At 46.9% G+C, this 25,255-nt stretch carries 18 protein-coding genes; 7 read left to right on the forward strand and 11 right to left on the reverse strand.

The genetic code is table 11. The features are described from left to right. The first annotated feature begins 75 nt into the window (after positions 1-75). Complete coding sequence (locus ACXACM_RS05750) at positions 76-1,578, forward strand: catalase (RefSeq protein ID WP_474820400.1); 1,503 nt, start codon at positions 76-78, stop codon at positions 1,576-1,578. Positions 1,579-1,678: 100 nt separating this feature from the next. Here ACXACM_RS05750 and ACXACM_RS05755 read toward each other — a convergent pair whose 3' ends face one another. After that, positions 1,679-2,557 (reverse strand): glycosyltransferase family 2 protein, encoded by an 879-nt coding sequence (locus ACXACM_RS05755; RefSeq protein WP_474820401.1) that lies wholly within the window; start codon positions 2,555-2,557, stop codon positions 1,679-1,681. A 317-nt stretch (positions 2,558-2,874) separates the two neighbouring features. Here ACXACM_RS05755 and ggt point away from each other — a divergent pair, with 317 nt between their 5' ends. Both ggt and ACXACM_RS05765 read left to right on the forward strand, forming a co-directional pair. Beyond that, entirely contained in the window at positions 2,875-4,560 is a 1,686-nt protein-coding gene (ggt, locus tag ACXACM_RS05760; RefSeq protein ID WP_474820402.1) for a gamma-glutamyltransferase, read from the forward strand. A 68-nt stretch (positions 4,561-4,628) separates the two neighbouring features. Further along, the gene (locus ACXACM_RS05765) at positions 4,629-5,555 is read left to right on the forward strand and encodes a Dyp-type peroxidase (RefSeq protein ID WP_474820403.1); all 927 of its coding nucleotides are present in this window, start codon (positions 4,629-4,631) and stop codon (positions 5,553-5,555) included. Here ACXACM_RS05765 and ACXACM_RS05770 read toward each other — a convergent pair whose 3' ends face one another. The 3 genes from ACXACM_RS05770 to ACXACM_RS05780 all read right to left on the reverse strand — a co-directional run bounded on the left by ACXACM_RS05770 (position 5,556) and on the right by ACXACM_RS05780 (position 8,961). Continuing rightward, positions 5,556-6,584, reverse strand: a complete 1,029-nt coding sequence (locus ACXACM_RS05770; RefSeq protein ID WP_474824239.1) for an adenylate/guanylate cyclase domain-containing protein — start codon at positions 6,582-6,584, stop codon at positions 5,556-5,558. It lies immediately after the preceding gene. 74 nt (positions 6,585-6,658) lie between these two features. Continuing rightward, positions 6,659-7,942 carry a glutamate-1-semialdehyde 2,1-aminomutase gene (gene hemL, locus ACXACM_RS05775; RefSeq protein WP_474824241.1) on the reverse strand — a complete coding sequence of 428 codons (1,284 nt, stop codon included), beginning with the start codon at positions 7,940-7,942 and terminating at the stop codon, positions 6,659-6,661. Beyond that, entirely contained in the window at positions 7,942-8,961 is a 1,020-nt protein-coding gene (locus ACXACM_RS05780) for an aspartate carbamoyltransferase (protein ID WP_474820405.1), read from the reverse strand. The genes hemL and ACXACM_RS05780 overlap by 1 nt, the downstream gene beginning before the upstream one ends. A gap of 296 nt (positions 8,962-9,257) precedes the next feature. On the opposite strand from ACXACM_RS05780, the gene ACXACM_RS05785 reads away from it, so the two are divergent. Continuing rightward, entirely contained in the window at positions 9,258-9,944 is a 687-nt protein-coding gene (locus ACXACM_RS05785; protein ID WP_474820406.1) for a DUF2982 domain-containing protein, read from the forward strand. Between the two features lie 18 nt (positions 9,945-9,962). Here ACXACM_RS05785 and ACXACM_RS05790 read toward each other — a convergent pair whose 3' ends face one another. After that, complete coding sequence (locus tag ACXACM_RS05790; protein WP_474820408.1) at positions 9,963-13,094, reverse strand: hybrid sensor histidine kinase/response regulator; 3,132 nt, start codon at positions 13,092-13,094, stop codon at positions 9,963-9,965. A 188-nt stretch (positions 13,095-13,282) separates the two neighbouring features. Here ACXACM_RS05790 and parC point away from each other — a divergent pair, with 188 nt between their 5' ends. The 3 genes from parC (at position 13,283) to ACXACM_RS05805 (ending at position 18,346) form a co-directional block, all read left to right on the forward strand. Continuing rightward, a complete protein-coding gene (parC, locus tag ACXACM_RS05795; protein WP_474820409.1) occupies positions 13,283-15,577 on the forward strand; it encodes a DNA topoisomerase IV subunit A in 2,295 nt (764 codons plus the stop codon). Between the two features lie 83 nt (positions 15,578-15,660). Next, the gene (locus ACXACM_RS05800) at positions 15,661-16,200 is read left to right on the forward strand and encodes a heme NO-binding domain-containing protein (protein WP_474820411.1); all 540 of its coding nucleotides are present in this window, start codon (positions 15,661-15,663) and stop codon (positions 16,198-16,200) included. Between the two features lies 1 nt (position 16,201). Further along, on the forward strand, positions 16,202-18,346 hold the full coding sequence (locus ACXACM_RS05805; protein ID WP_474820412.1) for a sensor domain-containing protein: 2,145 nt from the start codon (positions 16,202-16,204) through the stop codon (positions 18,344-18,346). 106 nt (positions 18,347-18,452) lie between these two features. Here the strand turns inward: ACXACM_RS05805 and ACXACM_RS05810 are convergent, their stop codons facing one another. From ACXACM_RS05810 to ACXACM_RS05835, 6 genes are all read right to left on the reverse strand, one after another. Beyond that, on the reverse strand, positions 18,453-19,259 hold the full coding sequence (locus ACXACM_RS05810; protein ID WP_474820414.1) for a 2-oxoadipate dioxygenase/decarboxylase family protein: 807 nt from the start codon (positions 19,257-19,259) through the stop codon (positions 18,453-18,455). 18 nt (positions 19,260-19,277) lie between these two features. After that, positions 19,278-20,747 (reverse strand): succinylglutamate-semialdehyde dehydrogenase, encoded by a 1,470-nt coding sequence (astD, locus tag ACXACM_RS05815; protein ID WP_474820415.1) that lies wholly within the window; start codon positions 20,745-20,747, stop codon positions 19,278-19,280. A 15-nt stretch (positions 20,748-20,762) separates the two neighbouring features. Then, positions 20,763-21,800 (reverse strand): arginine N-succinyltransferase, encoded by a 1,038-nt coding sequence (astA, locus tag ACXACM_RS05820; RefSeq protein WP_474820416.1) that lies wholly within the window; start codon positions 21,798-21,800, stop codon positions 20,763-20,765. 25 nt (positions 21,801-21,825) lie between these two features. Next, entirely contained in the window at positions 21,826-23,031 is a 1,206-nt protein-coding gene (locus ACXACM_RS05825) for an aspartate aminotransferase family protein (protein ID WP_474820418.1), read from the reverse strand. 299 nt (positions 23,032-23,330) lie between these two features. Beyond that, positions 23,331-24,554 carry an HDOD domain-containing protein gene (locus ACXACM_RS05830; RefSeq protein ID WP_474820419.1) on the reverse strand — a complete coding sequence of 408 codons (1,224 nt, stop codon included), beginning with the start codon at positions 24,552-24,554 and terminating at the stop codon, positions 23,331-23,333. Between the two features lie 99 nt (positions 24,555-24,653). Beyond that, positions 24,654-25,244, reverse strand: coding sequence for an anthranilate synthase component II (locus ACXACM_RS05835; protein ID WP_474820420.1), 591 nt, complete (start codon positions 25,242-25,244; stop codon positions 24,654-24,656). Positions 25,245-25,255: the final 11 nt, after the last annotated feature.

Here is a 25,255-nt window from a genome sequence, read left to right on the forward strand (position 1 = left end):
CTTGGTATGCATCACACTATTGAATAAAACAATCAATAGCAGAGCAGGGTATTAAAATTGATTTAGGAGAACATGATGAGCGATAAGCCAACACTCACAACCAGTGCCGGGGCACCAGTTGAATCAAATGAAACTACCAGAACAGCTGGTTCCAGAGGTCCTGCACTGCTCACCGACTATCAACTCGTTGAGAAACTAGCCCATCAGAATCGCGAGCGGATCCCAGAGCGAACGGTTCACGCGAAAGGGTGGGGCTTACAGGGCACGTTCACTGTAACTCACGATATTACGCAATACACCTGCGCAGATATGTTTTCCCAAATAGGTAAAAAAACTGATGTGCTCAGCCGCTGGTCTACCGTAGCAGGGGAATCAGGTGCAGCTGACACAGAACGGGACGTGCGCGGTTTTAGTCTTAAATTCTACACCGACGAAGGTAACTGGGACATGGTAGGTAATAACACGCCTATCTTCTTTATTCGCGACGCATTTAAATTTCCAGATTTCATTCGTACGCAAAAACGTCACCCGAAAACAAACTTACGCAGTCCTGAGGCGATGTTCGATTTTTGGGCCGGGCAGCCTGAATCCGTGCATCAGGTAACTATTCTTATGTCTGACCGTGGCATTCCGAAAAACCCTATGTACATGAACGGCTACGGCTCGCACACATTTAGTATGTGGAATGCAAAGGGCGAACGCTTCTGGGTGAAATTTCACTTTAAAACTCACCAAGGCCATGCTCATTACACCAATGAGGAAGCGGAAGGTATTATTGGTAAAACCCGGGAATCCTATCAGGAAGACTTGATAAACGCTGTAGAAGAAGGAAAATATCCGAAATGGACCATGTATATCCAGGTAATGCCAGAGGAAGAGGCAGGCAAGCAGGCATATAATCCCTTCGACCTTACCAAAGTATGGCCCCATGGCGACTATCCTCTTATCGAAGTGGGTGAGTTGGAAATGCATACTGTCCCGGAAAATTACTTTCAGATGGTCGAGAATGCAGCTTACAGCCCTTCTAACGTAGTGCCGGGTATTGGCTTTAGCCCTGACAAAATGTTACAGGCGCGAGTATTTTCGTATGCAGATGCTCACCGTTATCGCCTCGGAACCCACTATGAGGCGCTGCCAGCAAACGCGGCTAAAAATACCCAGGTTAATCATTACCACAAAGATGGCGCCATGCGTTTCTTCACAAATGACTTTGGCAATCCTGATGCCTACTATGAGCCCAATCAGCACAATGGGCCTGTTGCACAGATAAAGCATCCCGAACCCCCACTTCGCATAGACGGTGATGCTGACCGGTATTATCAGGAAGAGTCTGATATAGATTACGTACAGCCAAGAGCCCTTTACAATATGTTTTCTGAAGAACAGAAAGACCGTTTGTATAAGAACTATGCCGCCGCTATGGGGCCATGCTCTGACAGCGTTAAATCGCGTTGGTACGCTGTGTTAGAGAAAGTGCACCCTGACTACGCCGCAGGTGTGAAAAAGGCCGTGGAAGCCCTCGACACAGATGTCAATGCTGTACCAGTGACTGAGCAAACACCACTGGAAGATAACTAAGCTGACAATATAGGTTAGAACAAAACCCGGTCGAAGTGAGTATCGACCGGGCTTTTTATTATATGAGTAAGTGGGTTTTATTACTTAGGTAACAAAACGTTTAGGCACTTTGCTGCAGAGAAATAGCGTCAGGCTCTGATTTTTCCCTGGGGGCATCAATGAAAAATTCAGCCATTTCAGCTTCATCGAGTAAGCGGGTTATTCGCATGCCCGCCTGTTCATAGTCGCTATTTATCAAACCTAATTCAGCGAACTGAGAAAACACCTTGCTCGTGGGATAGGTTCCCCACTTTCGTTTGAAGGTTTCCGCATTGGTAACAATATCGCATAAATGATTTACCGGAGGATGGTAATGGCCATGGAATTGCTTGTATACATTGCGTCCGGTGTTGAGTAGGTAAAGTCCAGCCTGGCTGCAACGTGCTGCGAAGTCCAGATCCCCAAGACCATAGCCGCAATAATCAAGATCGAAGCCCCCTACACGCTCGTAATCTTTTCGGGTGATACCAAAAATGGTTGTATCGAATTCTATAAAGGGAATTTTTTCCGCCGTACTTTGTTGCAAAGGTGCGAGTTGTTGTAAGTGACTTTCGCTAATATCGTCAACGGTTTGATTGAGTTGATTGAGTTGATTGACGTTGGCAGTGACGAGTTTGCCTGTCGTCAAAGATGAAGTCAGGTTACCTAAAAGTGAGTCGGGGCAGATGCAATCTGCATCCAGGTAGATAATTCGATCGGTTGTACACGTATCAAACCCACGGTTGCGTGCTTTAGCAATGGGAAATGATTCGCTTGCAGCAAAACGGTGCAGAATAGGGAAGTGGTCGCTACTTAATAGGGATTCATCACTGGGCGGAGCCATCCATACAATTACCATTTCTTTGGGTAACTGCTCCGAGCGTTCGATACTGTTAACCAATGTAGACAACTGCTGGGTACGTCGCTTAACAATAGTAACAATACTAAATTCAATGCTCATGACGTCGTCTCTCTGTCGGTTGCTGTCCAATAGTGGACGAATTAGGTAAATTCCACAGATACGGCTCGTGGTGCGTCTAGTAAAAATATAGAAAACAGTCGCTGCGATATACTGCAAACTTAGCGCCATGTTTGCTGAGCAGCCTGTCAATACTTTTTAGTGCGCGGAAATAAAGGAAAATTAACGGATCAACGCTTTAGCTGCATCATTAAGCGCTTTGTGATAAACAGTAATTTACACACAACCGGTAATTTTTACATATCTCAAAAGCGGAGAGCCAAACCGTGCTTTATACCCATAAGTTTACGAAAAAAACGATGCTAATTTTCTTCACTGCTTTAATGACGGGGTGTGTATGCAATACTGCTTTAGCATTCGATAGAATTACCGGGGAGATGTTTGCCAGTCGCTCTGAAGTGATAACACAAAACGGCATGGTAGCTACCAGTCAACCACTGGCTACTCAGGTTGGCCTGGATGTCCTTAAAAAAGGCGGCAACGCCATTGACGCAGCAATTGCCGCGAATGCTATGCTCGGATTAGTTGAACCTACCGGCAGTGGAATCGGCGGCGATCTCTATGCGATTGTGTGGATAGCAGACGAGAAAAAACTCTACGGTCTAAATGCCTCAGGGCGGTCTCCCAAAGCGCTGGAGAAGAAAGAGTTCGCAGCCAGAGGCTTAACCAGTATTCCATCATTTGGTCCACTACCCGTTTCTGTGCCCGGTGCTGTAGATGGTTGGTTTATGTTGCATGATAAATTCGGCTCGTTGCCCATGACATCTGTGCTGACGCCAGCTATAGAGTATGCCAAAAACGGCTTCCCGGTATCAGAACTCATAGCGTATTACTGGCAGATGAATGCAGATCGAATTGGCCATTATGATGGTTTCAGCGAAACATTTATGCCAGATGGGAAGGTGCCCAGAAAGGGGGATGTGTTTAAGAACCCAGCGTTGGCTGCCACCTACGAAAAAATAGCCACCGGAGGACGGGATGCGTTTTATAAGGGGGATATTGCCAGAACCATTAGCGCTTACATGGAAACTCAGGGAGGATTTTTGCGCTACGAGGATCTCGCGACCCATACTTCCGATTGGGTGGAGCCCGTCTCAGCAAACTACCGCGGATATGATGTGTGGGAATTGCCTCCCAACGGGCAGGGCATTGCAGCCTTGCAAATATTAAATATTCTTGAGCGCTATGATATAGAGGGTATGGGGTTTGGTTCTGCCGATTACATCCACACTTTCGTTGAGGCAAAAAAACTTGCCTTCGAAGACAGGGCAAAATTTTATGCCGATACCGCGTTTAGCGATGTACCAGTGGAGTGGTTAGTTTCCAAAGAGTATGCGGCTAAAAGACAGGCGCTGATCCAACCTGGCATTGCCGCAAAAACAGTAGATGCCGGTGTATACGAGGGAGACACCGTATATCTTACTGTTGCCGATAAACACGGTAATATGGTGTCGCTGATCCAAAGTAATTACCGGGGCATGGGGTCGGGAATGACGCCTACAGGTCTTGGTTTTATTTTGCAAAACCGGGGAGAGCTATTTACCTTACAAGACGATCATGCCAATGTTTATGCGCCGGGTAAGCGACCCTTTCACACCATTATCCCAGGCTTTGTTACCCGCAATGGCAAACCATGGTTAAGTTTTGGCGTGATGGGGGGCGCAACACAACCTCAGATGCACGCCCAGATCATTGTTAATCTAATTGACTTTGGCATGAATTTACAGGAAGCCGGTGATGCGCCACGTATATTACATTCAGGCTCAAGTAGCCCCACTGGCGCATTAATGACAAATGGGGGCGAAGTGCATCTGGAGTCGGGTATTGATGAGCAGGTCAAACGTAATTTGATGTCCCGGGGACATAAGTTAGTACCGGCAACGGGCATCTATGGCGGTTATCAGGCCATTATGTGGGACAGTGAACGGAAAGTTTATATTGGGGCGTCTGAAAGTCGAAAAGATGGACAAGCCGCAGGTTATTGAGCCACACTTAACCTTATTGCCTAAAAAGAGCCTGGGGCTCAATAACAAAAGGCGAATGGAACAGAACCATGAGTCAACCTCAAAAAGGGGTATGCGCTGAACCTAATTTACATGCGCAGTACCTGTTGCTTAACGTCGTCGATGACGATGCAGACACCGTGCGCGGTAAACTTGCTCGTGTCGTTGACATATTTGAGCACTACGAAAATGAACATTATGAAGCCATGTTGACAGGTATGGTCGCTATTGGCTCCGGGTTTTGGCCAGAGCTATATCCGGGGTTATTGCCATCTGAATTAGCGCCATTTCCGGACATGCAATGTGAAGATAGAACTGCACCGTCCACTCCCTGTGATTTGTTTATCCAAATTCGAGCTGACAGACTGGATATTTGTCACGCGGTGGGGCGAGAGGTAATGGAGTTATTGCGACTTCATGTTGAATTAGTAGAGGAAGTCAGAGGTTTTCGGTTTCTGGATGGACGTGATTTAAACGGGTATGTATACGCTGAGGATAATCCGCGGGGGATGTTACGACGCAAGGTTGCCGTCATTGAAGAAGATGAAAGTGAGTTTGTGGGTGGCAGTTATGTCCATGTTCAGCGCTTTCGCCACGATTTGCGACGCTGGGAAAGTTTGTCTGTACGCCAACAAGAGCAAGTCATGGGAAAAACAAGGGAGCACAATTTACACAGTCCTGAACAAAACCCAATGTCTCATTGTATCCGTGCCAGCGCGGTGGTCGGAGACAATGAACAACCTGGTTTGATAAAGCAAGGAATGCCCTATGGCGATCTCACCACACAAGGGTTGTTTTTTGTAAGTTGTGCTGCCAGTGCAAGACCATTTAAAGCCATGTTATACAGCCAGGTTTTTGGAACAGGAGAAGGTGACTACGACCGTTGGCTGGATTACACCAGTGCCGAAACCGGGGGAGCGTTTTTTGCACCGTCTCTGCCCTTTATTCAAGCGCAGGCTAAGCGCAGCGAGGCCTAATTACTGATTGAGATTGAGCGCACCATCCCAGTCTTTTTCAAGTACCATTCCCCGATATTGTAAGCACACATCAATATGATGTTGGGGAAGCATATCATCAGGGTTGATTTCCTGCGCTTTCATAAAGTGTGCTAAAGCATCATCCCACTGTTGACGAATTCGACAGGCCAAGCCAGCGGCAATTTGAGTCTGAATAGCTAATCGGTCTTGTTGTTCCTTTTCAGGTAAATGCTCAAGAACTTCATAGACTTCAATGGGCTTAAGACGCCCTTTTACTCTCACCCAATCCAGTAGTCGGGTTTTGACCGGGTATTCCGCTCCCACTGTTTGCAAAAATTGTGCACTGACGATAATATCCGCATTGTATTTGGGTGTGAGAGATTCCAGGCGATACGCAATATTAACGGAATCACCAATAACTGTGGTGTCCATGCGGTCATCTGAACCTACAGTACCGATGATAACCGGTCCATAGTGCATGCCAATCCCCATGTTAATAGGCACATATTCACAGTTGTCCCGGTGTGAATTGTACATTCCCAGCGCCTTTCTCAAATCGATAGCCGCTTGTAACGCATCTCTGGCTTTATCTTGTGCAGATCCTCCCGGATGGTCAAAAAGGGCCATAATAGCGTCACCAATAAATTTGTCGATAAAGCCCCGATTTTGGTGGATGGGGTCGTTCATGCGCAAAAAATAGGAGTTGAGGAAGTGCATCAATTCCTGAGGTTTCAGGCGTTCTGACAAACCGGTGAAGCCTCTGATGTCGCTGAATAAAATGGCTACTTCGTCTTCATCGGCGTGACCCAGTTCGAGGGTGGCGCTGCTACCGTTTTTGGCAAAGTGTTCGACAAATTGTCGTGGCACAAATTTCTGGAAATTCTTAGTGAGTTGCATTGCCTCGTTGGCTTTTTCCAGGTAACTGGCTTGCCTTTCCTGGTCAGAGTCGACGATGGGGGTATTCCGGGGCGCAGTGCGAGCAATGATGTCGAGCAACTCATTTTTTTTGCGTCTGTTTTTTCCGTACATAATGGTAATTACAAAGGCGTAAACCACCACAACAATGATAAAAACAACAGATATGCTCACAACGCCCCCAAAGACTACTTCAGCTTGCCAAGCACACTATCTGCGGCTGTTAACGTTTTGTCAATAATATCCGTAGTATGCATTTTAGAAACAAAGCCAGCTTCATAAGACGCTGGTGCCAGGTATACACCGTGCTCTAACATACCGTGATAGAAAACCTTAAACTGCTCCTGATTACAATTAATGGCTTGCTGATAGTTTGTTACGCGGGGAATATCGGTGAAGAACAAGCCAAACATACTACCAGCGACGTTGGTACTCATAGGTATGCTATGACTTTTAGCAATATTGGCCATGCCCTCTGCCAATGCCTGGGTTTGTGTGAATATTCCCTGATACATTGCATCGTCATCTAGTTGGGCAAGTGCCGCCAGACCAGCAGCCATGGCAACCGGATTCCCTGACAGGGTACCAGCTTGATAAACCGGGCCAGTAGGCGATATGTGCTCGATAATTTCACGGCGGCCGCCAAATGCGCCAACAGGCATACCTCCACCGATAACTTTACCTAAACAGGTTAAATCTGGTTTAACCTGATAGCGCGCCTGGGCACCACCTTTGGCAACCCTGAAACCAGTCATAACCTCATCGAAAATCAATACACTGCCATAGTCGTCGCAAATGTTGCGCAGCCCTTCCAGAAACCCTTCCACAGGTGGAATACAGTTCATGTTACCGGCAACAGGTTCTACGATGATACAAGCAATGTCATCGCCATGGGCGGCAAAGACGTCTGCAACGCTATCAAGGTTATTGTATTCAACGGTAAGTGTGTGCTGGGCTACATCTGCAGGCACACCCGGGGAACTCGGAACACCGAAAGTAAGTGCTCCGGAGCCAGCCTTTACCAGCAATGAATCTGCATGACCGTGGTAGCAGCCCTCAAACTTAACCAGCTTGTTTCTTCCGGTAAACCCTCGCGCCAGCCGTATGGCAGACATGGTGGCTTCTGTTCCGGAATTAACCATACGCACCATTTCCATGGAAGGCACCATGGCGCTGACTTTTTCAGCCATGTTGATCTCTGCTTCAGTGGGGGCGCCAAAGCTTAAACCGTTTTGTGCAGCGTTTATTACCGCTTCGCGTATGGCATCATTATTGTGGCCTAACACCATTGGCCCCCAGGACTGGACATAATCAATATACTGATTGCCGTCGGCATCCCAAATATAGGGGCCGTCTGCTTTGGTGATAAAGCGCGGCGTGCCACCAACTGCTTTGAAGGCGCGTACCGGAGAATTAACGCCACCGGGAATTGTTTTCTGCGCCCGGCTAAAAAGGGCTTCTGATTTTGAAATCATAATGATTGACTCTTATTTGTATACCACACCACATCACGCTCGTATTTGCTGACAAGGTTTTCGACGCCTAATGTAAGCGCGAAGAGTGCCATTCGCACTAAGACCCCATTATCAGCCTGCCTGAAAATAGCGAGATTCGGATTCGAATTTAAATCGTTATCTAACTCATTAGCTTCCATACGGGAATCCCGTGGAAGAGGATGCATAATGACGGTTTTTGACTGGAAATGACGGGTGTAAATGGATTGATTCAGACGGAATCGGCCACGATATTTGTTGGCTTCTTCCTGGGAGGTGAAGCGTTCTTCCTGAATACGGGTTTGATAGCAAATATCCGCATTCACTACACCTTCAATTTGATTTGTCACGGTTAACTTATGTCCCGCGTTTTCGATAGCGGAGATAACGTTGTCTGGCATGGCCAGCTCTTGCGGCGAAATGAGGGTAAAATGAATGTTGTTATACAGACACAATAATTTTGATAGTGAATGAACTGTTCTGCCGTAACGCAAGTCACCGATCATTGCGATGTGTAATCCGTCGATATTTTTACCGTTGTATTCCAATTCTCGCTTGATGGTGTATAAATCGAGCAGTGCCTGTGTGGGGTGTTCATTTGCTCCATCGCCGCCATTTAATACCGGTACGCGGCTGCCCTCAGCAAATTCAGCTACTGAGCCAGCCTGAGGGTGACGCATGGCGATAATATCTGAATAGCCACTGAGTACCCTTGCTGTATCAAAAAGGGATTCTCCTTTGGCAAGAGCAGAACTGCTCATACCGGTGGTTTCTCTTACTTCACCACCTAAAAGATTAAATGCAGTACCAAAACTAACCCTGGTTCGGGTACTCGGTTCAAAGAACAGGTTGCCTAATATTGCACCATCGAGAACGGCAGTACGTTTCTTTCGTCGTGCATAGGGTTCCATAGAGTGCGCCACGTTAAAAATTTTTTCGATGGCGTCACGGTCAAATTGATTGACCGAAAGGACATGATTGCCAGTAAACTGTGACATAGTGCTCTCAAAAATGAAGTAAACCTACTTAGTCTATCAAATTCAAACTGGGCTGTAGAACAAACTTTGTTAAGGAATGAACAATACTTTGCTGAGGTTGCGTTGGCTTGGCTTTTTTGCGTTACAATACTGTCAGGTAAAAACAAAATCATCGTGTTTTACGTAAGACATGAAAGAAAAGAAACGTACTCACAATAGCCGTTATCACAGACAGGGTTGGCGAACCAATTGCCCCAAATGTCAGCGTATCCGGCTAATTGTGATTTGGGCGATAATTATGTTTGTGGTGTACTTTTATGTCTGGAACTAGCTCTGTTTCACCAATCTATGTCCGGGCTACATCTAAGAGCAACGGAATAACAGCATGCGTGTTGGGTGTGTTCGGATTGTTGCTGTCTGCCTTATGGCTAAGCTTTATGCCTGAATGGCTGTTCCTGGCAGGTATTTTTCTCACCAGTGCCTCTATTGTGTCTTTGCTTATTGGGTGGTTTAAACTTCGGGAGCCTCAGTACAGTATTGAAATATCCCCGGAAGAAATTCGCTATCACCATCGGTTGGGAAACTGGTTTCTTCAATGGGACAATATACAGCGGGTGGATTGCCCCCGAGTGCAACAGGGGCTCGACCATGTGGAATTGGAAGCAGTGGGAATAAAAATTAAGGACTACGCTGATTTTTTGCGCACGATTTCTCCGCGTCTGGCGACCCATCTGCTTATGGAGCAACGCCCCCTGTTGATGCACAGTAAACAAGAAAGCTGTTCAACTGGTGGGTGCTATAACCAAACAATGTTTGATGACAAACACTTTTCCACTTCTGACGGCCAGACATTTACCGGCGTTAAGGCCATGTTGGCAAATCGCATGCAAACGCTGAGAGCCTCGCTGGGCTACGACATCTACATATCTGCCGTAGATATTGACCGCGAGCCTACGGACTTCGTTGCGTTACTTCGTCAGTGTCAGCAGGCGCGGTCTTTGTAAGCGGAGAGCTCAACCGCGCTAATGCATATCACGAATGAAACCATCCACTTCGGCAACAACAACCTCCGCTTCACTTAGCAATGCAGGTAGAAGCTCAGCGACAAGAAATTTTTGATCCAACTTGAGCGCCGTTTCAAGCTCGTTGGCCTGCGCTTGTAATTTTGGTACGCCGGTATAGCAGCATGCGCCGTGTAGTTTGTGAACCTCGGCTTTCAAGCCTTCGAAGTCTCTTTTATCCCACAAAGTCTTTAACGTTGTGATGGTAGCCGGCAGCAAAGCCTTGAAGTCCTGAAGCATCATTTTTGCTGTTTCTGGCTGATGATTGGTGCGCTTCACGGCGAGTTGCCAATCCATGGATGGCAAAGCCATTGCTGCTGGTTCACTGTTTTGGCACCAGCGTTTAATCAGGTCGAGCAACTGACCCATTTCCATTGGTTTGGGTAAATAGTCGTCCATCCCTGAGGCTAGCAAGCGCTCTTGCTCTTCTTTAAAAGCGTGGGCCGTAACGGCAATAATAGGAGTGCCCATGTTAAGCGCCGTTTTTCTGATAAGCCGAGACGCTTGCAGACCGTCCATTCCGGGCATTTGCACATCCATTAAGATCAGATCGAACTCGGTGCTGTGGCAGCGGTTAACCGCGTCCTGTCCGCTCATGGAACAGGTAAGTGAAACAGGAGAATGACCAAGCCAGGTTTCCAGTAATTTGAGATTCATCTCCATGTCGTCAACTGCCAGGATCCGTGCAGCGGGTAAGGTATTAACCTTGTCATGCAATGGATTTTTCTTTTTGGCAAGTTTGTGGTGAAGAATGCTTTCCAGTTTGCTGATGGTAACGGGCATTCTTACTTGTTCGTGAAAGTGCTGGGCAAGGCTTGGGAGTTGATTAAACGGTTCTTGTCCGGAATACCACAAAATGCGTTTTTTAGCGGGGAACTCGACCAGTTCGGTTAAATAGGTATTGCGTAATTTTGCTTTGGAACCCGGTAGCGTAGCAAAAAGCAAATCCGCCTGATTGTTACGCGTACGTAAAAACTCAACAGAATCTGCGCTTATTACTTTAGCACCCATGTGGGTTAACATGGTGGCTGTGGCACGACGAGTGTCAGGAATGGGGTCGAAGACGACAACCCGCTTGCCGATCCATTCAGCATGGTTGCCTAAGGCAAACTTCTGACTCAGTTGATTTGTTCTAAGCGTAACATCAAATACACTTCCCAGCCCCGGGGAACTTTTTAATTCCAATTCGCCACGCATTAGCCTTACAAGTTCCCGACAAATGACTAAGCCAAGGCCCGTGCCCTGATAGTTTCGGTTCAGAGAATCGTCAACCTGCGAAAAAGCATTAAAGAGCTTTTTCTTGTCCTGACGGCTAATACCAATCCCAGTGTCCTCAATTCTGAACGCCAGTTCATAGATACCATGAGGCAGAGACTTACCCGTAGCTGAAAGTGTGATCGTCCCAGAAGGTGTGAATTTTAGTGCGTTGCTCAATAAGTTGTTTAGGATTTGCTTAATTCTAAAAACGTCACCAATAAGCTTTTCTGGCAGTGGTGTTAAGTTGAAAACGAATTCCAGTTTCTTGGAATGGGCAGACTTTGACATTAGCGTGACCATATCTTCCAATAGCTGGTTGGGCGAAAATGGCTGGTTATTAATAGTGAGCTTGCCGGCCTCAATTTTGGAAAAGTCGAGTACATCATTAACAATACCTAGCAGGTTGTCTGCAGCCGTATTGATAATTCTAACCTGCTCCTGTTGCTCCACAGGCAGCGCAGCATGTGTGAGTTCTTTGCTAAAGCCAAGGATAGCATTGAGCGGGGTACGAATTTCGTGGCTCATATTCGCCAGAAATTGTGACTTTACGTTACTGGCCTTAATAGCATCTTTTCTCGCGATGTCCAGACGTGCGTTCTGTTCTTCGATAAGTTCCATGTTATTGCGCAGGTCATTGGTGGCCTGGTCAACTTCTGATTCAAGCTGGCCGCGGCTTTTATCCATGAGGGCAAAAGAGAACAGTCCTGCTTCGAGAAATACACCGACTTGGAAACAGTAGGTTGTGAAGTCGTTAGATGGTAAAAGACCGATAAGGCTCAGCATGCCAATGACCGCGCCGAACGCCAGCATGGTCCAGGCAAAAATAAAGTATCTGGCAGGTTTGAAATGGTTTAGAAAGGCTTCAAAACCGGCATAGATATAGCTGCAAATAGCGAGAAGCCCCACGCCATACACCAGGTTGTTTTTCCATATGTGAGGAAGGATATCCAACACGCAACTCATGCCTACGAGAAGCTGCAGAACCAGCAGCATCACGATGATGGGGTGAGCATTTTGACAATGGGCCCGGGTTTCCAAAAACGTCATTGTGAACACGCCGGAACTGATGCCAATTAATACAAATATGAGTTCTGTATGCGAAGCAAACCAGGGCTCTACGCCATGGGGGAACAGTAAATGCACATGTCCGCCCCACACGAATTGCCAGAGTATAACAGCGATAATATAGCCGACGTAGGCAAGCAGAGCGGGTTCTTTGGCGCCAATAAAGAGGACGCAGTTATAAATGGCAAGTATGAACAGGCCACCGTAAAAAAGGCCCCAGAGCAGGCTGTCGAGTTGTGATCCGTAACTGTGTAATTGCTCCGGTGTAACAGTTAATGGGACGATCAGGCTGGAGGATGTGCTTTCCACCCGAATATACAATTCCAGTGGTTGATTTACCGGTAGTGTCGAACGCAGTGTGGGCGTGCGAAAAATTTGTTCTTTTTGCAGTTTTCCCTGATGGCTTTGCTGGAGTACCTGCCCGTTTTGTACAAGGTATAAATCTACTTTGTCGAGTTGACTGAAATTGATGTTGAACACCCAGTCTTCAATATTACTGGCGTTACTAAAACGAGTGACTAACCAAAGCCCGCGTACCTGAAATCCGAAATTGGGGTTGCTGTTACTGTACCAGCGAAAATCAGGCCGGCGTTTAACGGCTTCACCTATGGTAAGCTGAATATCACTTTCGTAATAAATTTCGAAGTTGTCTGTTAAATTGGTCGCGGAATCTTCATTAATAAGCTGCAGAGTAGATTGTGCCTGCACAGAAGCAGACAGCGATAACGTAAAAATCAGTGTGGAAAGCCAGGGCCAGAGTGCTGCGCGCATAGTATTATTTTCATTATTCCTGTTGATGACTATTAAACCACTACCGCATCTGTTTGTACAAAAGTAAGCGGAAACAGTTTGTGGTTTTTTTCATTGGGATGCGGTGAGTAAGGTGTGTATTGCGAATCGTCAGGGTTTGGCTCACAATGGCTAAAAAGCAGTTAACCACCGAATAACGAAAAGAACGCATGAGCGACGACATTATCATAAATGGGGAAGGTGTAGAGCAGCTCCCCTTGCGCAGATTTACCGAAGATGCCTATTTGAACTATTCCATGTATGTCATCATGGACCGGGCGTTACCCCACATTTCTGATGGCCTGAAACCAGTGCAGCGGCGTATTATTTACGCCATGAGTGATCTGGGCTTGAGTGCCACAGCAAAATACAAGAAATCGGCCCGAACTGTTGGTGATGTATTGGGTAAGTTTCATCCCCACGGAGACTCGGCTTGTTACGAAGCAATGGTACTGATGGCTCAGCCATTCTCCTATCGCTATCCATTAGTGGATGGCCAGGGGAACTGGGGCGCACCAGACGACCCAAAATCCTTTGCAGCCATGCGATACACAGAAGCAAGGCTCTCTCGTTTCAGCGAGGTTTTATTAAATGAGCTTGGTCAGGGGACAGTCGACTGGACACCAAATTTTGATGGCACATTAAAAGAACCTAAGGTATTGCCGGCCCGTTTGCCGCATATTTTACTCAATGGCGTAACGGGCATTGCTGTTGGTATGGCAACAGATATTCCCCCTCACAACGCGCGGGAAGTCGCCAATGCCTGTGCCATGTTGCTGGATAACACCAAGGCAGAGCTTGCTGACGTTCTCGCTCATGTACAAGGGCCGGATTATCCAACTGATGCTGAAATCATCACGCCGCAAAGTGATATCCGTAAATTGTATGAAACCGGGCGGGGCTCGGTGAAGATGCGGGCAGTTTATCATGAGGAAAATGGTGACATTGTCATTACTGCTCTGCCTCATCAGGCGTCGGGCGCAAAAGTACTTGAGCAAATTGCAGCTCAGATGCAGGCAAAGAAGTTGCCTATGGTAAGCGATCTTAGGGATGAATCTGATCATGAAAATCCAACCCGCCTACTGATTACCCCCCGCTCTAATCGCGTGGATAACGAGCAATTAATGCAACACTTGTTTGCCACCACGGATTTAGAAAAAAGTTATCGGGTAAACTTGAATATGATTGGGCTGGATGGTCGGCCACAAGTTAAAGATTTGAAAACTATCCTCAGTGAGTGGTTAGTTTACAGGAAAGATACTGTTACCCGTCGCCTTCAATATCGCCTCGATAAGGTGCTGGCCCGTTTACACATTCTCGAAGGTTTGATGATAGCCTTTTTGAATATTGATGAAGTCATCGAGATCATCCGGACTTTCGAAGAGCCCAAAGCGGAGTTAATGCGACGTTTCTCGCTCTCTGATAAACAAGCCGAAGCAATACTTGAATTAAAGTTACGTCACCTTGCCAAACTCGAGGAGATGAAGATCCGTGGAGAGCAGGACGAACTGGAAAAAGAACGAGATCACCTGCAAACATTGCTGGGCTCAGATCGCCGGCTGAAGACATTGATCAAAAAAGAAATTCTGGCGGATGCTGAGAAGTATGGCGATGATCGGCGTTCACCTTTGGTCGAACGAGGGGAGGCCAAAGCGCTGTCAGAAAAAGAACTCATTCCCTCTGAAGCTGTAACCGTGGTGTTGTCTGAAAAGGGTTGGGCACGCTGCGCCAAAGGTCATGATGTCGATGCCCAAGGGTTGAGCTACAAAGCCGGCGACGGATACCTTGCAAGTGCCAGGGGGCGCAGCAATCAACCGGCCGTATTCCTCGATTCCTCCGGGCGGGCTTTTTCATGCGACGCGCACAGTCTGCCTTCTGCACGAAGTCAGGGTGAACCACTCACTGGCCGGTTTAGCGTTGTCGGAGGTGAACAGTTCACCGATGTGCTCATGGGTGATGAAGGGCAACGTTATTTGATTGCGTCTGATGCCGGATACGGGTTTGTCGGTAAATTTGCCGACATGATAAGTAAAAATAAAGCGGGTAAGGCGTTTCTCACTTTGCCTACTGCGGCGAAAGTTATGGCACCACAGCGTGTAAATAACATCGAATCTGATTGGTGTTTATCTGTGAGTAATGAAGGTCGTATGCTGCTATTTCCACTGCGGGACTTGCCGAGTCTGGCCAAAGGGAAGGGCAATAAACTCATCAATATTCCAAGTGCCAAAGCGCAAACCAGAGAAGAGTTTATGTCTGTTGCCGCTGTTGTCCCGGAAGGCGCATCGGTTAAAGTCATTGCCGGAAAGCGCAGTATGACATTAACCCCATCAGACTTGGCCCATTATCAGGGAGAAAGAGGCCGAAGAGGTAATAAGTTACCCCGGGGATTACAACGGGTAGATGACATTGTGGTTGAATATAACAGTGTCGAATCACAAGACAGTGAAGATGCTCAGGAAGGCTAAGTAATACCAATGGTTAGCTTGTCTATTGATCGCCATGCACTACACTGGTAGTAGGTCAAAATAGAATAGAATCTGATTCAATTATGCTGGGAATCGTTTTTACAACGCTAATCGACATGCTGGAAGAAAAAGTGTCGCCTGAATTTGCCGATGAGGTGATCACTGAGGCCGAACTCGAAAATGATGGCGCTTACACTGCGGTTGGTTATTACCCCTTTTCAGAACTGCAAAAGTTAGTAGCGGTGCTGGTGGTCAAAACCGGTAAACCTGTGGAGACACTCTTGCATGAGTTTGGTCTCTACTTGTTTGCAAGGCTTGCTAAAGCCCATGGACAGGTTATGGCGGGGCGAGAAGGTATTCTCGATGCTCTCGCTGTACTGGATAACGACATTCACGTCCAGGTACGGAAGCTTTATCCCGATGCAGATTTACCTACTTTTAAGGTGATAGATAGAACAGCCACTACTATGCGCCTCCAATATTATTCAGTGCGTGAACTGGCGCCACTTGCTGAAGGGTTGATGGATGGCGCCGCTGCGCATTTCGGGCAACGTATATCACGGACAACGGTTAAATTAGAACAAGCACATACTTACGAGTTCGGTATTACCGTGGAGAGCTAATGTGTCTGAATATAAAGAAAGCAAGGAATTAGCAACTTTACAACGCAGACTCAAACGTGAAAAGCAGGCCAGACTTCAGGCTGAAACTCTATTAACGGAAAAAAGTGAAGCCCTCTATGGCGCCTTGCAGGAAAGTCAAAGCACGGAGAAACGGTTAAAACTCGCGCTTTGGGCTGCTCAAGAAACTCTGTGGGAATGGGAAGCCACTACTGACAAGATCTCGGTTCGCGCCTTCTCTTTGCACGAAGTTAAAGAAATAATTACTGAAACAGACCCGTTTTCCCTGCTAACGCACATTCATGAAGACGACATACAGTACTTGCAGTTTCAGTGGTCTTTAGCAATGCATTGCGATCAAGAGCACCTTGAAGTCTCATTTCGCTATCGGCACAAAGAAGAATTTTTGTGGATGCGGTTGCGAGGTCGGGTGTTGGAGCGAAACGCATTCGGTTCTGCTATGCGCATCGTCGGTACCACACGAAACATCACCCATGAGCGAGAAGCTGAACAGAGTTTTCAGTTAATGGCGTCGGCGTTCGCCAGTTCACGGGAACCCATGTTAGTGCTTTCTGAAGAGCTTACTGTTACCGAATGTAATAACGCTTTTCTTAAGTTGCTCAGCTTCGACGATAAAAAGAATTGTGTCGGTTGGCATTTAAATAAATTCCTGGTTCTTCAGGGTAAATATAGTAACGGGATAAAAGATAAACCCATCCGGTTTGAAAGCAAATTAAAACTGACTGAAAAGAAAGAAATTGCGGTAGACGTCTCACTAGCCCACTTTGAAACGCGTTATCAGGAAAAGCCTTATATCATCGCCACTATCCGAGATATCTCGGAGAAAAAATATAATGAAACCCGTTTAAAACAATTGGCAATGTATGATGTGTTGACGGGGTTGTTTAATCGCAACGGGCTCAACGACGTTCTCAGAAACTACTTACAGAGTGACAATGAATTTTCTTTGTTATTTATCGACCTTGACGGCTTCAAGCAAATTAATGACGGCGCGGGTCATGATATTGGAGATTTATGCCTTAAAGAAGTTGCAAAGGTAATGGAAAATGCGCCAGCAATTAATAAAGTAGTCACCCGCTGGGGGGGCGATGAGTTTGTTATAATCTTGCCCGGTAGCAAACCCGAAACGGCGGCTAATTTTGGGCAGGCCATAATTGATGCTATTGAGGCATTGGTGTTCGAAAACCAAGCTGGTGATATGCTGCTTTCCGCCTCTATCGGCATTGCTAATTATCCCTCTCATGGTACGACAGCAGAGCGCCTTATTCAAAATGCTGATGCTGCCATGTATCAGGCGAAAGGAAGGGGTAAAGGACAGGTCAATGTGTATGAAGAAGGGTTGTGGGAAAGTGTAAAAGCTAAAGTGAGTTTATTGTCTGACTTGCGCAAGGCTATCACGCAAGGTGCTTTGGAGTTCTATGTTCAGGGGAAGTACGATTTGCACGGTGTGCTAAAGGGCGGAGAAATGCTCTGCCGCTGGCATTCTTCGTTGCACGGCAACGTGCGTCCCGACGTGTTCATACCCCTTGCAGAGGAACATCAACTCGACTTTCATATCGGATTACTCAGCTTAGAGCGTGCGTGTAAATACCTTGAAGAGCTCGATGCCGAACATGAACTTATACAGTTGGCCGTTAATATTAGTGTTAACCAATTGCTCGACCCAGAATTTCCAGCCCAGGCAGCGACAATTTGCCGGGAGCATAATATTTCTCCTGCGTATATCGAGATTGAGTTAACAGAATCCATCTTCATCCAGGATTCCGAGCGTGCTATTGACGCATTGTCTTCGCTGCGAAATAAAGGCTTTAGCCTTGCCATGGATGATTTTGGCAGTGGTTTTTCTGCGCTCAGTTATTTACGGATGTTTTCTTTTACGACAGTGAAACTCGACCGCAGTTTATTACAAGACATTCATTATGACAAAAAAGCCCTGGCGTTATTTCAGGGTATTATTGCCATGCTGCAACGGTTGGAAATTCAAACCGTCGCCGAAGGGGTGGAACTTTCCGAGTATTTACCCATATTGCGAGAAGCCGGTGTTGATCTGTTACAGGGGTATTATTTTGATAAGCCCTCTCCGTTCAGGGAGTTTCTTACAAAACTACCCGTGCGGGTTTATAGTTAGTACCCGTAAATGTGGGGTAAACCGACTATAGCCGGTACTGACATTTGGTAGAACATGAACAAAAAAAGGGCAAATCGCCCTTTTTAATGTTTTATAAAAAACGTTGTTATCTGGCGTTAGTGCTCTCAAAAATCTTATCTGCCGAGGCAGCAACAAACCCCTGATAAAGACTGCCATCTGGCAATTCATAGCGCTGGGCAAACTCGTAAAAACACGACGGGATTGTGACAGCTTCACTTCCCATGTCTACACTTGCCTTATCAGCCATGGTGGATGATTGAGCTAAGAATACATCCTTACCCCCTTTAATTTCCCCACCAGAAGTATTGAGGACAAAACCGGCTTCTTTCAACAGCGTGTTGACGTCAGCTAGTGACTGAGTTTGCTTCAAGTAATTTACACTTACCGTAAAGTGGTTTGCCTGAAAACCCCATGCTGCAAGCCATGCTGCGTATTCCGACTCATTGAGTAGCGTGTCGTAATCAGCCTTAGTGATTGACCACTGAGGGCCTGAGTATAAAAAGGTTTCGCTGTTAACAACATCAGGGTCCATCTGATCAACCAGCTTATGAATAATCTCCTGAGCTGGGTCAGAGAGCTCATCAACCCGTAGTTCGCTGATAAACACTTTTGGCTTGGTTTTATCAGGATGCTCAAAGTGTTTGGCGTCGAGTTTCTTGACTTCAAAGTCGTAATCGCCTTTAGCTTCGTAGCCGAGGGCAAGAAAATGCGCAGCTAACTTGTCTAACGAAGTTTTATCCAGGTTGAACGTCCTGAAGGCAACGTGATCGTTGACGATCTCTTTACTTTGCTCTTCACCGGCTAACAGTTGATGAATTTTGTAAGCCGAGGGAGTTATAGCCACGTACTTGTCCCACAAGCGTGAGAACAAGGTATCTACATCAGTATGCATGATTCAAAAAATCCTTCTTTATAAAGTCAGACCTGGGTTGAGAGACCCTGGCAGTGTGACTTTGTCGAGTTCAACAGAAGCTACTGGGTACGCGCAGTAGTCTGCCGCGTAGAAAGCACTGGCGCGGTGATTGCCACTTTCGCCTACGCCACCGAAGGGAGCTGCGCTGCTTGCGCCGGTAATTGGACGGTTCCAGTTAACGATACCTGCCCGAATTCGCTGGAAGAAGTAACGGTAATCGGCTTCACTATCGCCGAGGAAACCAGCGGAAAGCCCATAACGTGTGTTGTTGGCCTCTTCAATGGCGGCATCGAAATCATTGTAGCGAATGACTTTTAACAATGGCCCAAAGTGCTCTTCATCAGGCAGTGAGTCAAGCATATCTGTGACATCAATGATTCCTGGAGTTGCAAAGCCTTTATTGGTGTCAGGTTGCGTGAGTTCAAGGACGATTTTGCCACCCAAGGCAACCAGTTCTTGCTGTGCTTTTACCATCATGTTGGCAGCGTTTGCGGAAATCATCGCGCCCATGAATGGTTGTTCTTCGGCATCGTATTCGCCAACCCGTATGTTTTTCGTTACTTCTATCAAACGGGCCAGGATGTTGTCTCCTGCTGCTCCGGCGGGGAGAAATAATCGACGGGAACAGGTGCAACGTTGTCCTGATGTAACGAAAGCCGACTGCACAATGTCATGAACAGCGGCATCAGTATCGCCCACATCCTTAACGATAAGCGGATTATTTCCGCCCATTTCAAGGGCCAGGATCTTGCCTGGGTGGCCGGCAAATTGCTCGTGCAGAATTTTTCCCGTTCGGGAACTGCCGGTGAAGAACAGCCCATCAATGCCCGGGTGAGACGCCAGCGCTTTGCCAGTGTCTACTTCTCCCTGAACAAGGTTGAGTACACCTGCAGGCAAACCGGCTTTTTCCCACAGTTTAACCATGAACTCAGCGACCAGGGGAGTAAGATCACTGGGTTTAAACACGATTGTATTTCCAGCTATCAGCGCAGGAACAATGTGACCATTTGGCAAATGGCCAGGGAAGTTATAAGGGCCAAACACTGCCACAACGCCATGAGGCTTGTGCCGTATGAAGGCTTGCCCCACTGGCATTGGATTTTCAACGGTGCCCGTCCGCTCGTGATAGGCTTTCTCGGAAATCCCAATTTTGCCCATCATAGCGCCAACTTCTGTGGCCGTTTCCCACTCGGGTTTACCGGTTTCTTTGGCTATGATTTTTGTCAGAGCTGGCTTGTTGTCAGCCAATAATTTACCGTATGTTTTGATGATGGTAATGCGCGCTTCCAGAGCCAGCGATGCCCATTTGGGAGCGGCCTGTCGCGCAGCTTTAATGGCTTCGTCAACCTGTGCTGAAGAAGCTGAAAGTCCTTCCCATATCACCTGATTTTTAGCAGGGTCGATGGATTGTAAAGTGTGTCCTTGTCCGGCGACCCACTCACCATTAATGAAGTGTGTAGTTTGCATGAATCAATCCTGTGGTTAGTCGCGATAGTGAACTGGCGCAAAGCGCACCATATCACCTTCTTTGATATTCAGTGCAGCGGCCGCCTGACGTGAAATAACGGCTACTTGTTTTTCTTCACTGACGGCCAAATCGGTGGCAACCGCCCTGAAGTCTTTCACTGATGTATTGATAATGTAATGGGTTTGCCCACCTTGCGCGGCAGTTTGGTCATCAATAAGTACGGGAAGTTTTCTACTGAGTTGTGCTGTACGAATATGGCTGAGGTTGGCTTCAACAGTTGGGCCAGCATCAAAGATATCAACATACCCTCTGTAACCGAACCCCTCTTCTTCCAGCAACTGCAATGCCGGCTTGGTTTTATTGTGAACTTGACCAATTACGGCCTGAGCCTCTTTACTGAGCAGGTTTACGTAAATGGGATACTTAGGCATCAGCTCGGCAATAAAGCGTTTATTGCCTATACCGGTAAGGTAATCAGCCGTTGGGAAATCGAGAGAAAAGAAATGCTCTTCCAACCATGCCCAAAACGGCGATTTTCCCTGTTCGTCACTGACACCGCGCATTTCTGCGATAATAGTCTCAGAGAAGCGCTCTCTGTGTTCCATCATAAACAAAAAGCGTACTTTAGATAGAAAACGCCCATTAATGCCACCGCGAGCCTGTTCTCTAAGAAACAGTGTGCATATTTCCGTCACGCCTGTGTAGTCGTTACATACGGAGAGAATATCAACGGTGTTGTGAATGTTAAGTTCCCGGGAAGCATGCACTACTTTTCCCACGTGATAGTGATAAAACGCATCGTCGAGGCCGACGGCAGCTTCTATTCCGGTCGTTCCCACCACGGTCTTGGAAGTAGTGTCTTCAAGCACAAACAGGTATGACTGATTGCCCGGTGAGTTTACCGAAGAAGCAAAAGCCTGTTCTGCACGGTTAATTTTTTTCTGAAGTAACGCTTCATTCACCGGCAACGACGTAAAGCCGATGCCGGACTCAACGGCAATGGTATGCAATGCCGCGTAATCGTCACTTGAGATTGGGCGAATAATATACATAAACGCTTACTCTGCTAAAGACTGATTAGGCTGATACAACATGAGCAACAGCGCGCTCAAACCTTGCCATACCGTCACGAATTTCCTGTTCTGAAATGATCAGCGATGGAGCAAAACGTACCACGTTGGCGCCAGCTACCAGGCACATGAGTTTTTCACTGGTTGATGCTACGAGGAAATCCCGAGCGCGTCCTTCATAGTCTTTATTGAGGGCTGCACCTAACAGCAGACCTTTACCGCGAATTTCTTCAAAAACGTGATATTTGTCGTTTATCTGCGTGAGTAGTTCGCGGAACAATGCTTCTTTTTCCACTACACCATTGAGCACTTCAGGGGTATTCACAACGTCAAAGGCCGCTTCGGCCACAGCGCATGCCAGCGGGTTGCCGCCGTATGTACTGCCGTGGGTACCAGGCTTAAGATGTGCGGCAATATCTGCGGTCGTAAGCATAGCACCTATGGGGAAGCCGCCGCCCAGAGATTTTGCTGTAGTGAGGATATCTGGTACTACGTTCAGGCCCATGTAAGCGTACAAGTGACCCGTACGTCCGACACCGGATTGAACCTCATCGAAAATGAGCAGGGCGTTGTGCTTATCGCACAGAGCACGAACACCTTCTACGAAAGCCGGATCTGGCGAGATTATGCCGCCTTCACCTTGCAGCGGCTCCATCATAACAGCACAGGTTTTATCGGAAATAAGCTTTTCAAACGCCGCTAGGTCGTTGTAGTCACAATGGACAACTGCGCCAGGTTTTGGGCCAAAACCATCAGAATAGGCAGCCTGGCCTCCAACTGTCACAGTAAAGAAAGTACGACCGTGGAACCCTTTGTTGAAAGCAATGATCTCATTTTTGTCTTCGCCGAATTTCTCTAACGCAAAACGACGCGCCAGCTTCAGCGCTGCTTCGTTTGCTTCGGCACCAGAGTTTGCAAAATATACCCGTTCTGCAAATGTGGCTTCAGTAAGCTTGGTTGCCAGTCGAAGGGCCGGTTCATTAGTGAAAACGTTACTTAGGTGCCAAAGTTTACTGCCTTGTTCATTCAAAGCGGCAACAAGGGCCGGATGGCTGTGACCCAGAACATTTACCGCAATACCACCGGCAAAATCGACATATTCAGCACCGTCCTGATCCCAAACACGAGAGCCTTCTCCACGAACCGGTATTATGTTAGCAGGGTTGTAGTTTGGAACCATAACCTCATCGAAGGTTGCGCGAGTTACTTTCATTTTCGTTACCTCTGTTATCGGGTGATCCAGAAACCGGTGCACGGAAAGCCTGGATATAAAACATATATTAGCGTATCAGTATGCCATTTATTACGCCGCTTTGTAACCATGCTTGTTTAGCTGAAGGCCTTGTTTTTAGGGGCCTTTGGTATAATTTGCAGTAAAAGTGAATAACTATTTGGATGCAACCCCAAAGCACATTCTAATTGTTACTAATAGGAGAGATTGGGGTTATAGGACTTTACAGAGGCAACGGCGGATATTCATTAAAGTGAATGAATATCCATAAAAAATTAATGCTATTTTGTGTTTTCAGTGAGTGGTAACTGGAATATATCCAACATTTTTAACGTATCGCGTTCAGAGCGTGTCAGTTTTGTTCGGCTTAAGGCAGCGGGCGTTTCTTCTTTATTGATAAATTTACCGGCATGCAACATGCGGATAGCACAATACGATGTCGACCCTGTTAACAGAGTGGTAAGCGGGTGTGGAGAGTCTGTTTGCTCCTCAAGTTCAGTAAGCGGTAGAACAAGCCTTAGTCGTTTGAACTGCATTGCCGTTAACAATCTTTCACTTAGGCTGGTTGAATAGGCTTCTTGCACAGCAATTAAGTAGTTTGCCGAGGGTTGGATCTGGCCCAATGCACTGTGCAATTCGGTGTCTCGCTCTGCTTCTGCTTCTAGCAACATTTCTACGCGAAGCTGTTCGAAAAATTTAAAGTATAGTCGAATAATTGCACAGCGGCCCAGTTGAGAAAACAGACCCACGGCGAAAGCTTCATGAGGCAATTGCTTATGGGCCTCTGCCATAGCGCGCATACACAGCCCGATCCCCTGTGCATATTGAATTACACGATGTTTTATTTCTGGAAAAGGATCGGTAATTTTGGGTACTGCTCTTTTGAAAATCATAGCTGGCACGAGAAGACGGAGGTTATCAATACCCAAAAAACTTAGCGCTGTCCTCAGTGTTTCAACTGGAATGATTTTTCCACGGGAATCTTTACGGCGAAATTTGGGTGTGTTCACCACAGCCATGAGATCGTCATATAACCAGGGCAATGCCGCTGCCAGTGGTTCGATACGCGTTATGGATGTCGCTCTAAGGGAAAGTGTGTCCAGAAGCGGTGCCACATTCTCGTTCAGGCCGACCGCTTGGGTTAGCACGGAATTAACATCTTGAATCTGACGTTGTATCTCACCGAATAGCCGCTGGTGGAGAATGGCGCTAACCCTTTCGAGATAAGAGGCTGCAGATTCTGCTTCAACCTGTTTAGTTTTAATTGCATTTTTTTCAACCTGCAGCAATAGCCTACGGGCGTTATTCTGCTCAGATTCAGTGAAGGAGACCTCTCCTGGGCTACGTTTCCCCATCATTTTTGCCACTATGTCACTTGAAAGTAACAAATTGTTGAATCGTTCTTCTATAGGAGGAAATTGAGGCGTGGCTTGCTTTACCAACGTGGTGCTCCGACTGAAAAGGGTTCGTTCTGGGCGTTTATCTGCAATTGCATCCGACAACATGTCATCACTTCGTGTTCAATCATAATACCTTGTTATCGGCAGATATCGAAAAAATATTGATGTTTTACCAGTCCGTGCAAACAAAAATAGACTGATATATCAAAATGTGTCGTCTGCGAGTGTTAAGAAACGTCGTAAAATATCATGACCGTGCTGTGTGAGTAAGGATTCTGGATGAAATTGCACCCCCCAAACAGGCAGGGAAGTGTGCCTCAGAGCCATTATTTCTCGCTTGCCGCATAGCGTTTCACACCAGGCATCAACGCAGAGTGTCGGTGGGAGTGATTCAGGATCAATAACCAATGAGTGATAGCGGGTGACAGAAAAGCCTTGGGGTAACTCTACAAACAAACCTTCATTGGTATGAAATAAAGGCGATGTCTTACCATGACGTATGTCACTTGCCGTGGTGACGGTGCCACCGAAAACCTGACCTATGGATTGGTGACCCAGACAAACGCCTAGCATGGGGATCCGTCCGGCGAAATGTTGGATCGCAGCCAGTGTAATGCCAGCTTCGTCAGGGGTTCGGGGGCCAGGCGAAAAAACAAGGTGTGTTGGCGTTAAGGCCTCAATTTCCGCAAGGGTCAACGCGTCGTTTCTTACTACGTGTACGTGCTGACCCAGTTCTTCGAAATATCGGGCTAAATTGTGAGTGAAAGAATCGAAGTTATCTATTAACAACAACACAGCATGACCCT

The organism is Alteromonas sp. AWQ4_252, from assembly GCF_056158205.1.

Excerpts from the sequence above, each read along its gene's own strand:
- astA (WP_474820416.1), bottom strand. The coding sequence starts at position 21,800 with ATGTATATTATTCGCCCAATCTCAAGTGACGATTACGCGGCATTGCAT.
- ACXACM_RS05750 (WP_474820400.1), top strand. The coding sequence starts at position 76 with ATGAGCGATAAGCCAACACTCACAACCAGTGCCGGGGCACCAGTTGAA.
- ACXACM_RS05810 (WP_474820414.1), bottom strand. The coding sequence starts at position 19,259 with ATGCATACTGATGTAGATACCTTGTTCTCACGCTTGTGGGACAAGTAC.
- ggt (WP_474820402.1), top strand. The coding sequence starts at position 2,875 with ATGCTAATTTTCTTCACTGCTTTAATGACGGGGTGTGTATGCAATACT.
- ACXACM_RS05830 (WP_474820419.1), bottom strand. The coding sequence starts at position 24,554 with ATGTTGTCGGATGCAATTGCAGATAAACGCCCAGAACGAACCCTTTTC.
- ACXACM_RS05785 (WP_474820406.1), top strand. The coding sequence starts at position 9,258 with ATGTCTGGAACTAGCTCTGTTTCACCAATCTATGTCCGGGCTACATCT.
- parC (WP_474820409.1), top strand. The coding sequence starts at position 13,283 with ATGAGCGACGACATTATCATAAATGGGGAAGGTGTAGAGCAGCTCCCC.
- ACXACM_RS05765 (WP_474820403.1), top strand. The coding sequence starts at position 4,629 with ATGAGTCAACCTCAAAAAGGGGTATGCGCTGAACCTAATTTACATGCG.
- ACXACM_RS05800 (WP_474820411.1), top strand. The coding sequence starts at position 15,661 with ATGCTGGGAATCGTTTTTACAACGCTAATCGACATGCTGGAAGAAAAA.
- astD (WP_474820415.1), bottom strand. The coding sequence starts at position 20,747 with ATGCAAACTACACACTTCATTAATGGTGAGTGGGTCGCCGGACAAGGA.
- ACXACM_RS05825 (WP_474820418.1), bottom strand. The coding sequence starts at position 23,031 with ATGAAAGTAACTCGCGCAACCTTCGATGAGGTTATGGTTCCAAACTAC.
- ACXACM_RS05790 (WP_474820408.1), bottom strand. The coding sequence starts at position 13,094 with ATGCGCGCAGCACTCTGGCCCTGGCTTTCCACACTGATTTTTACGTTA.
- ACXACM_RS05755 (WP_474820401.1), bottom strand. The coding sequence starts at position 2,557 with ATGAGCATTGAATTTAGTATTGTTACTATTGTTAAGCGACGTACCCAG.
- ACXACM_RS05780 (WP_474820405.1), bottom strand. The coding sequence starts at position 8,961 with ATGTCACAGTTTACTGGCAATCATGTCCTTTCGGTCAATCAATTTGAC.
- ACXACM_RS05770 (WP_474824239.1), bottom strand. The coding sequence starts at position 6,584 with ATGTACGGAAAAAACAGACGCAAAAAAAATGAGTTGCTCGACATCATT.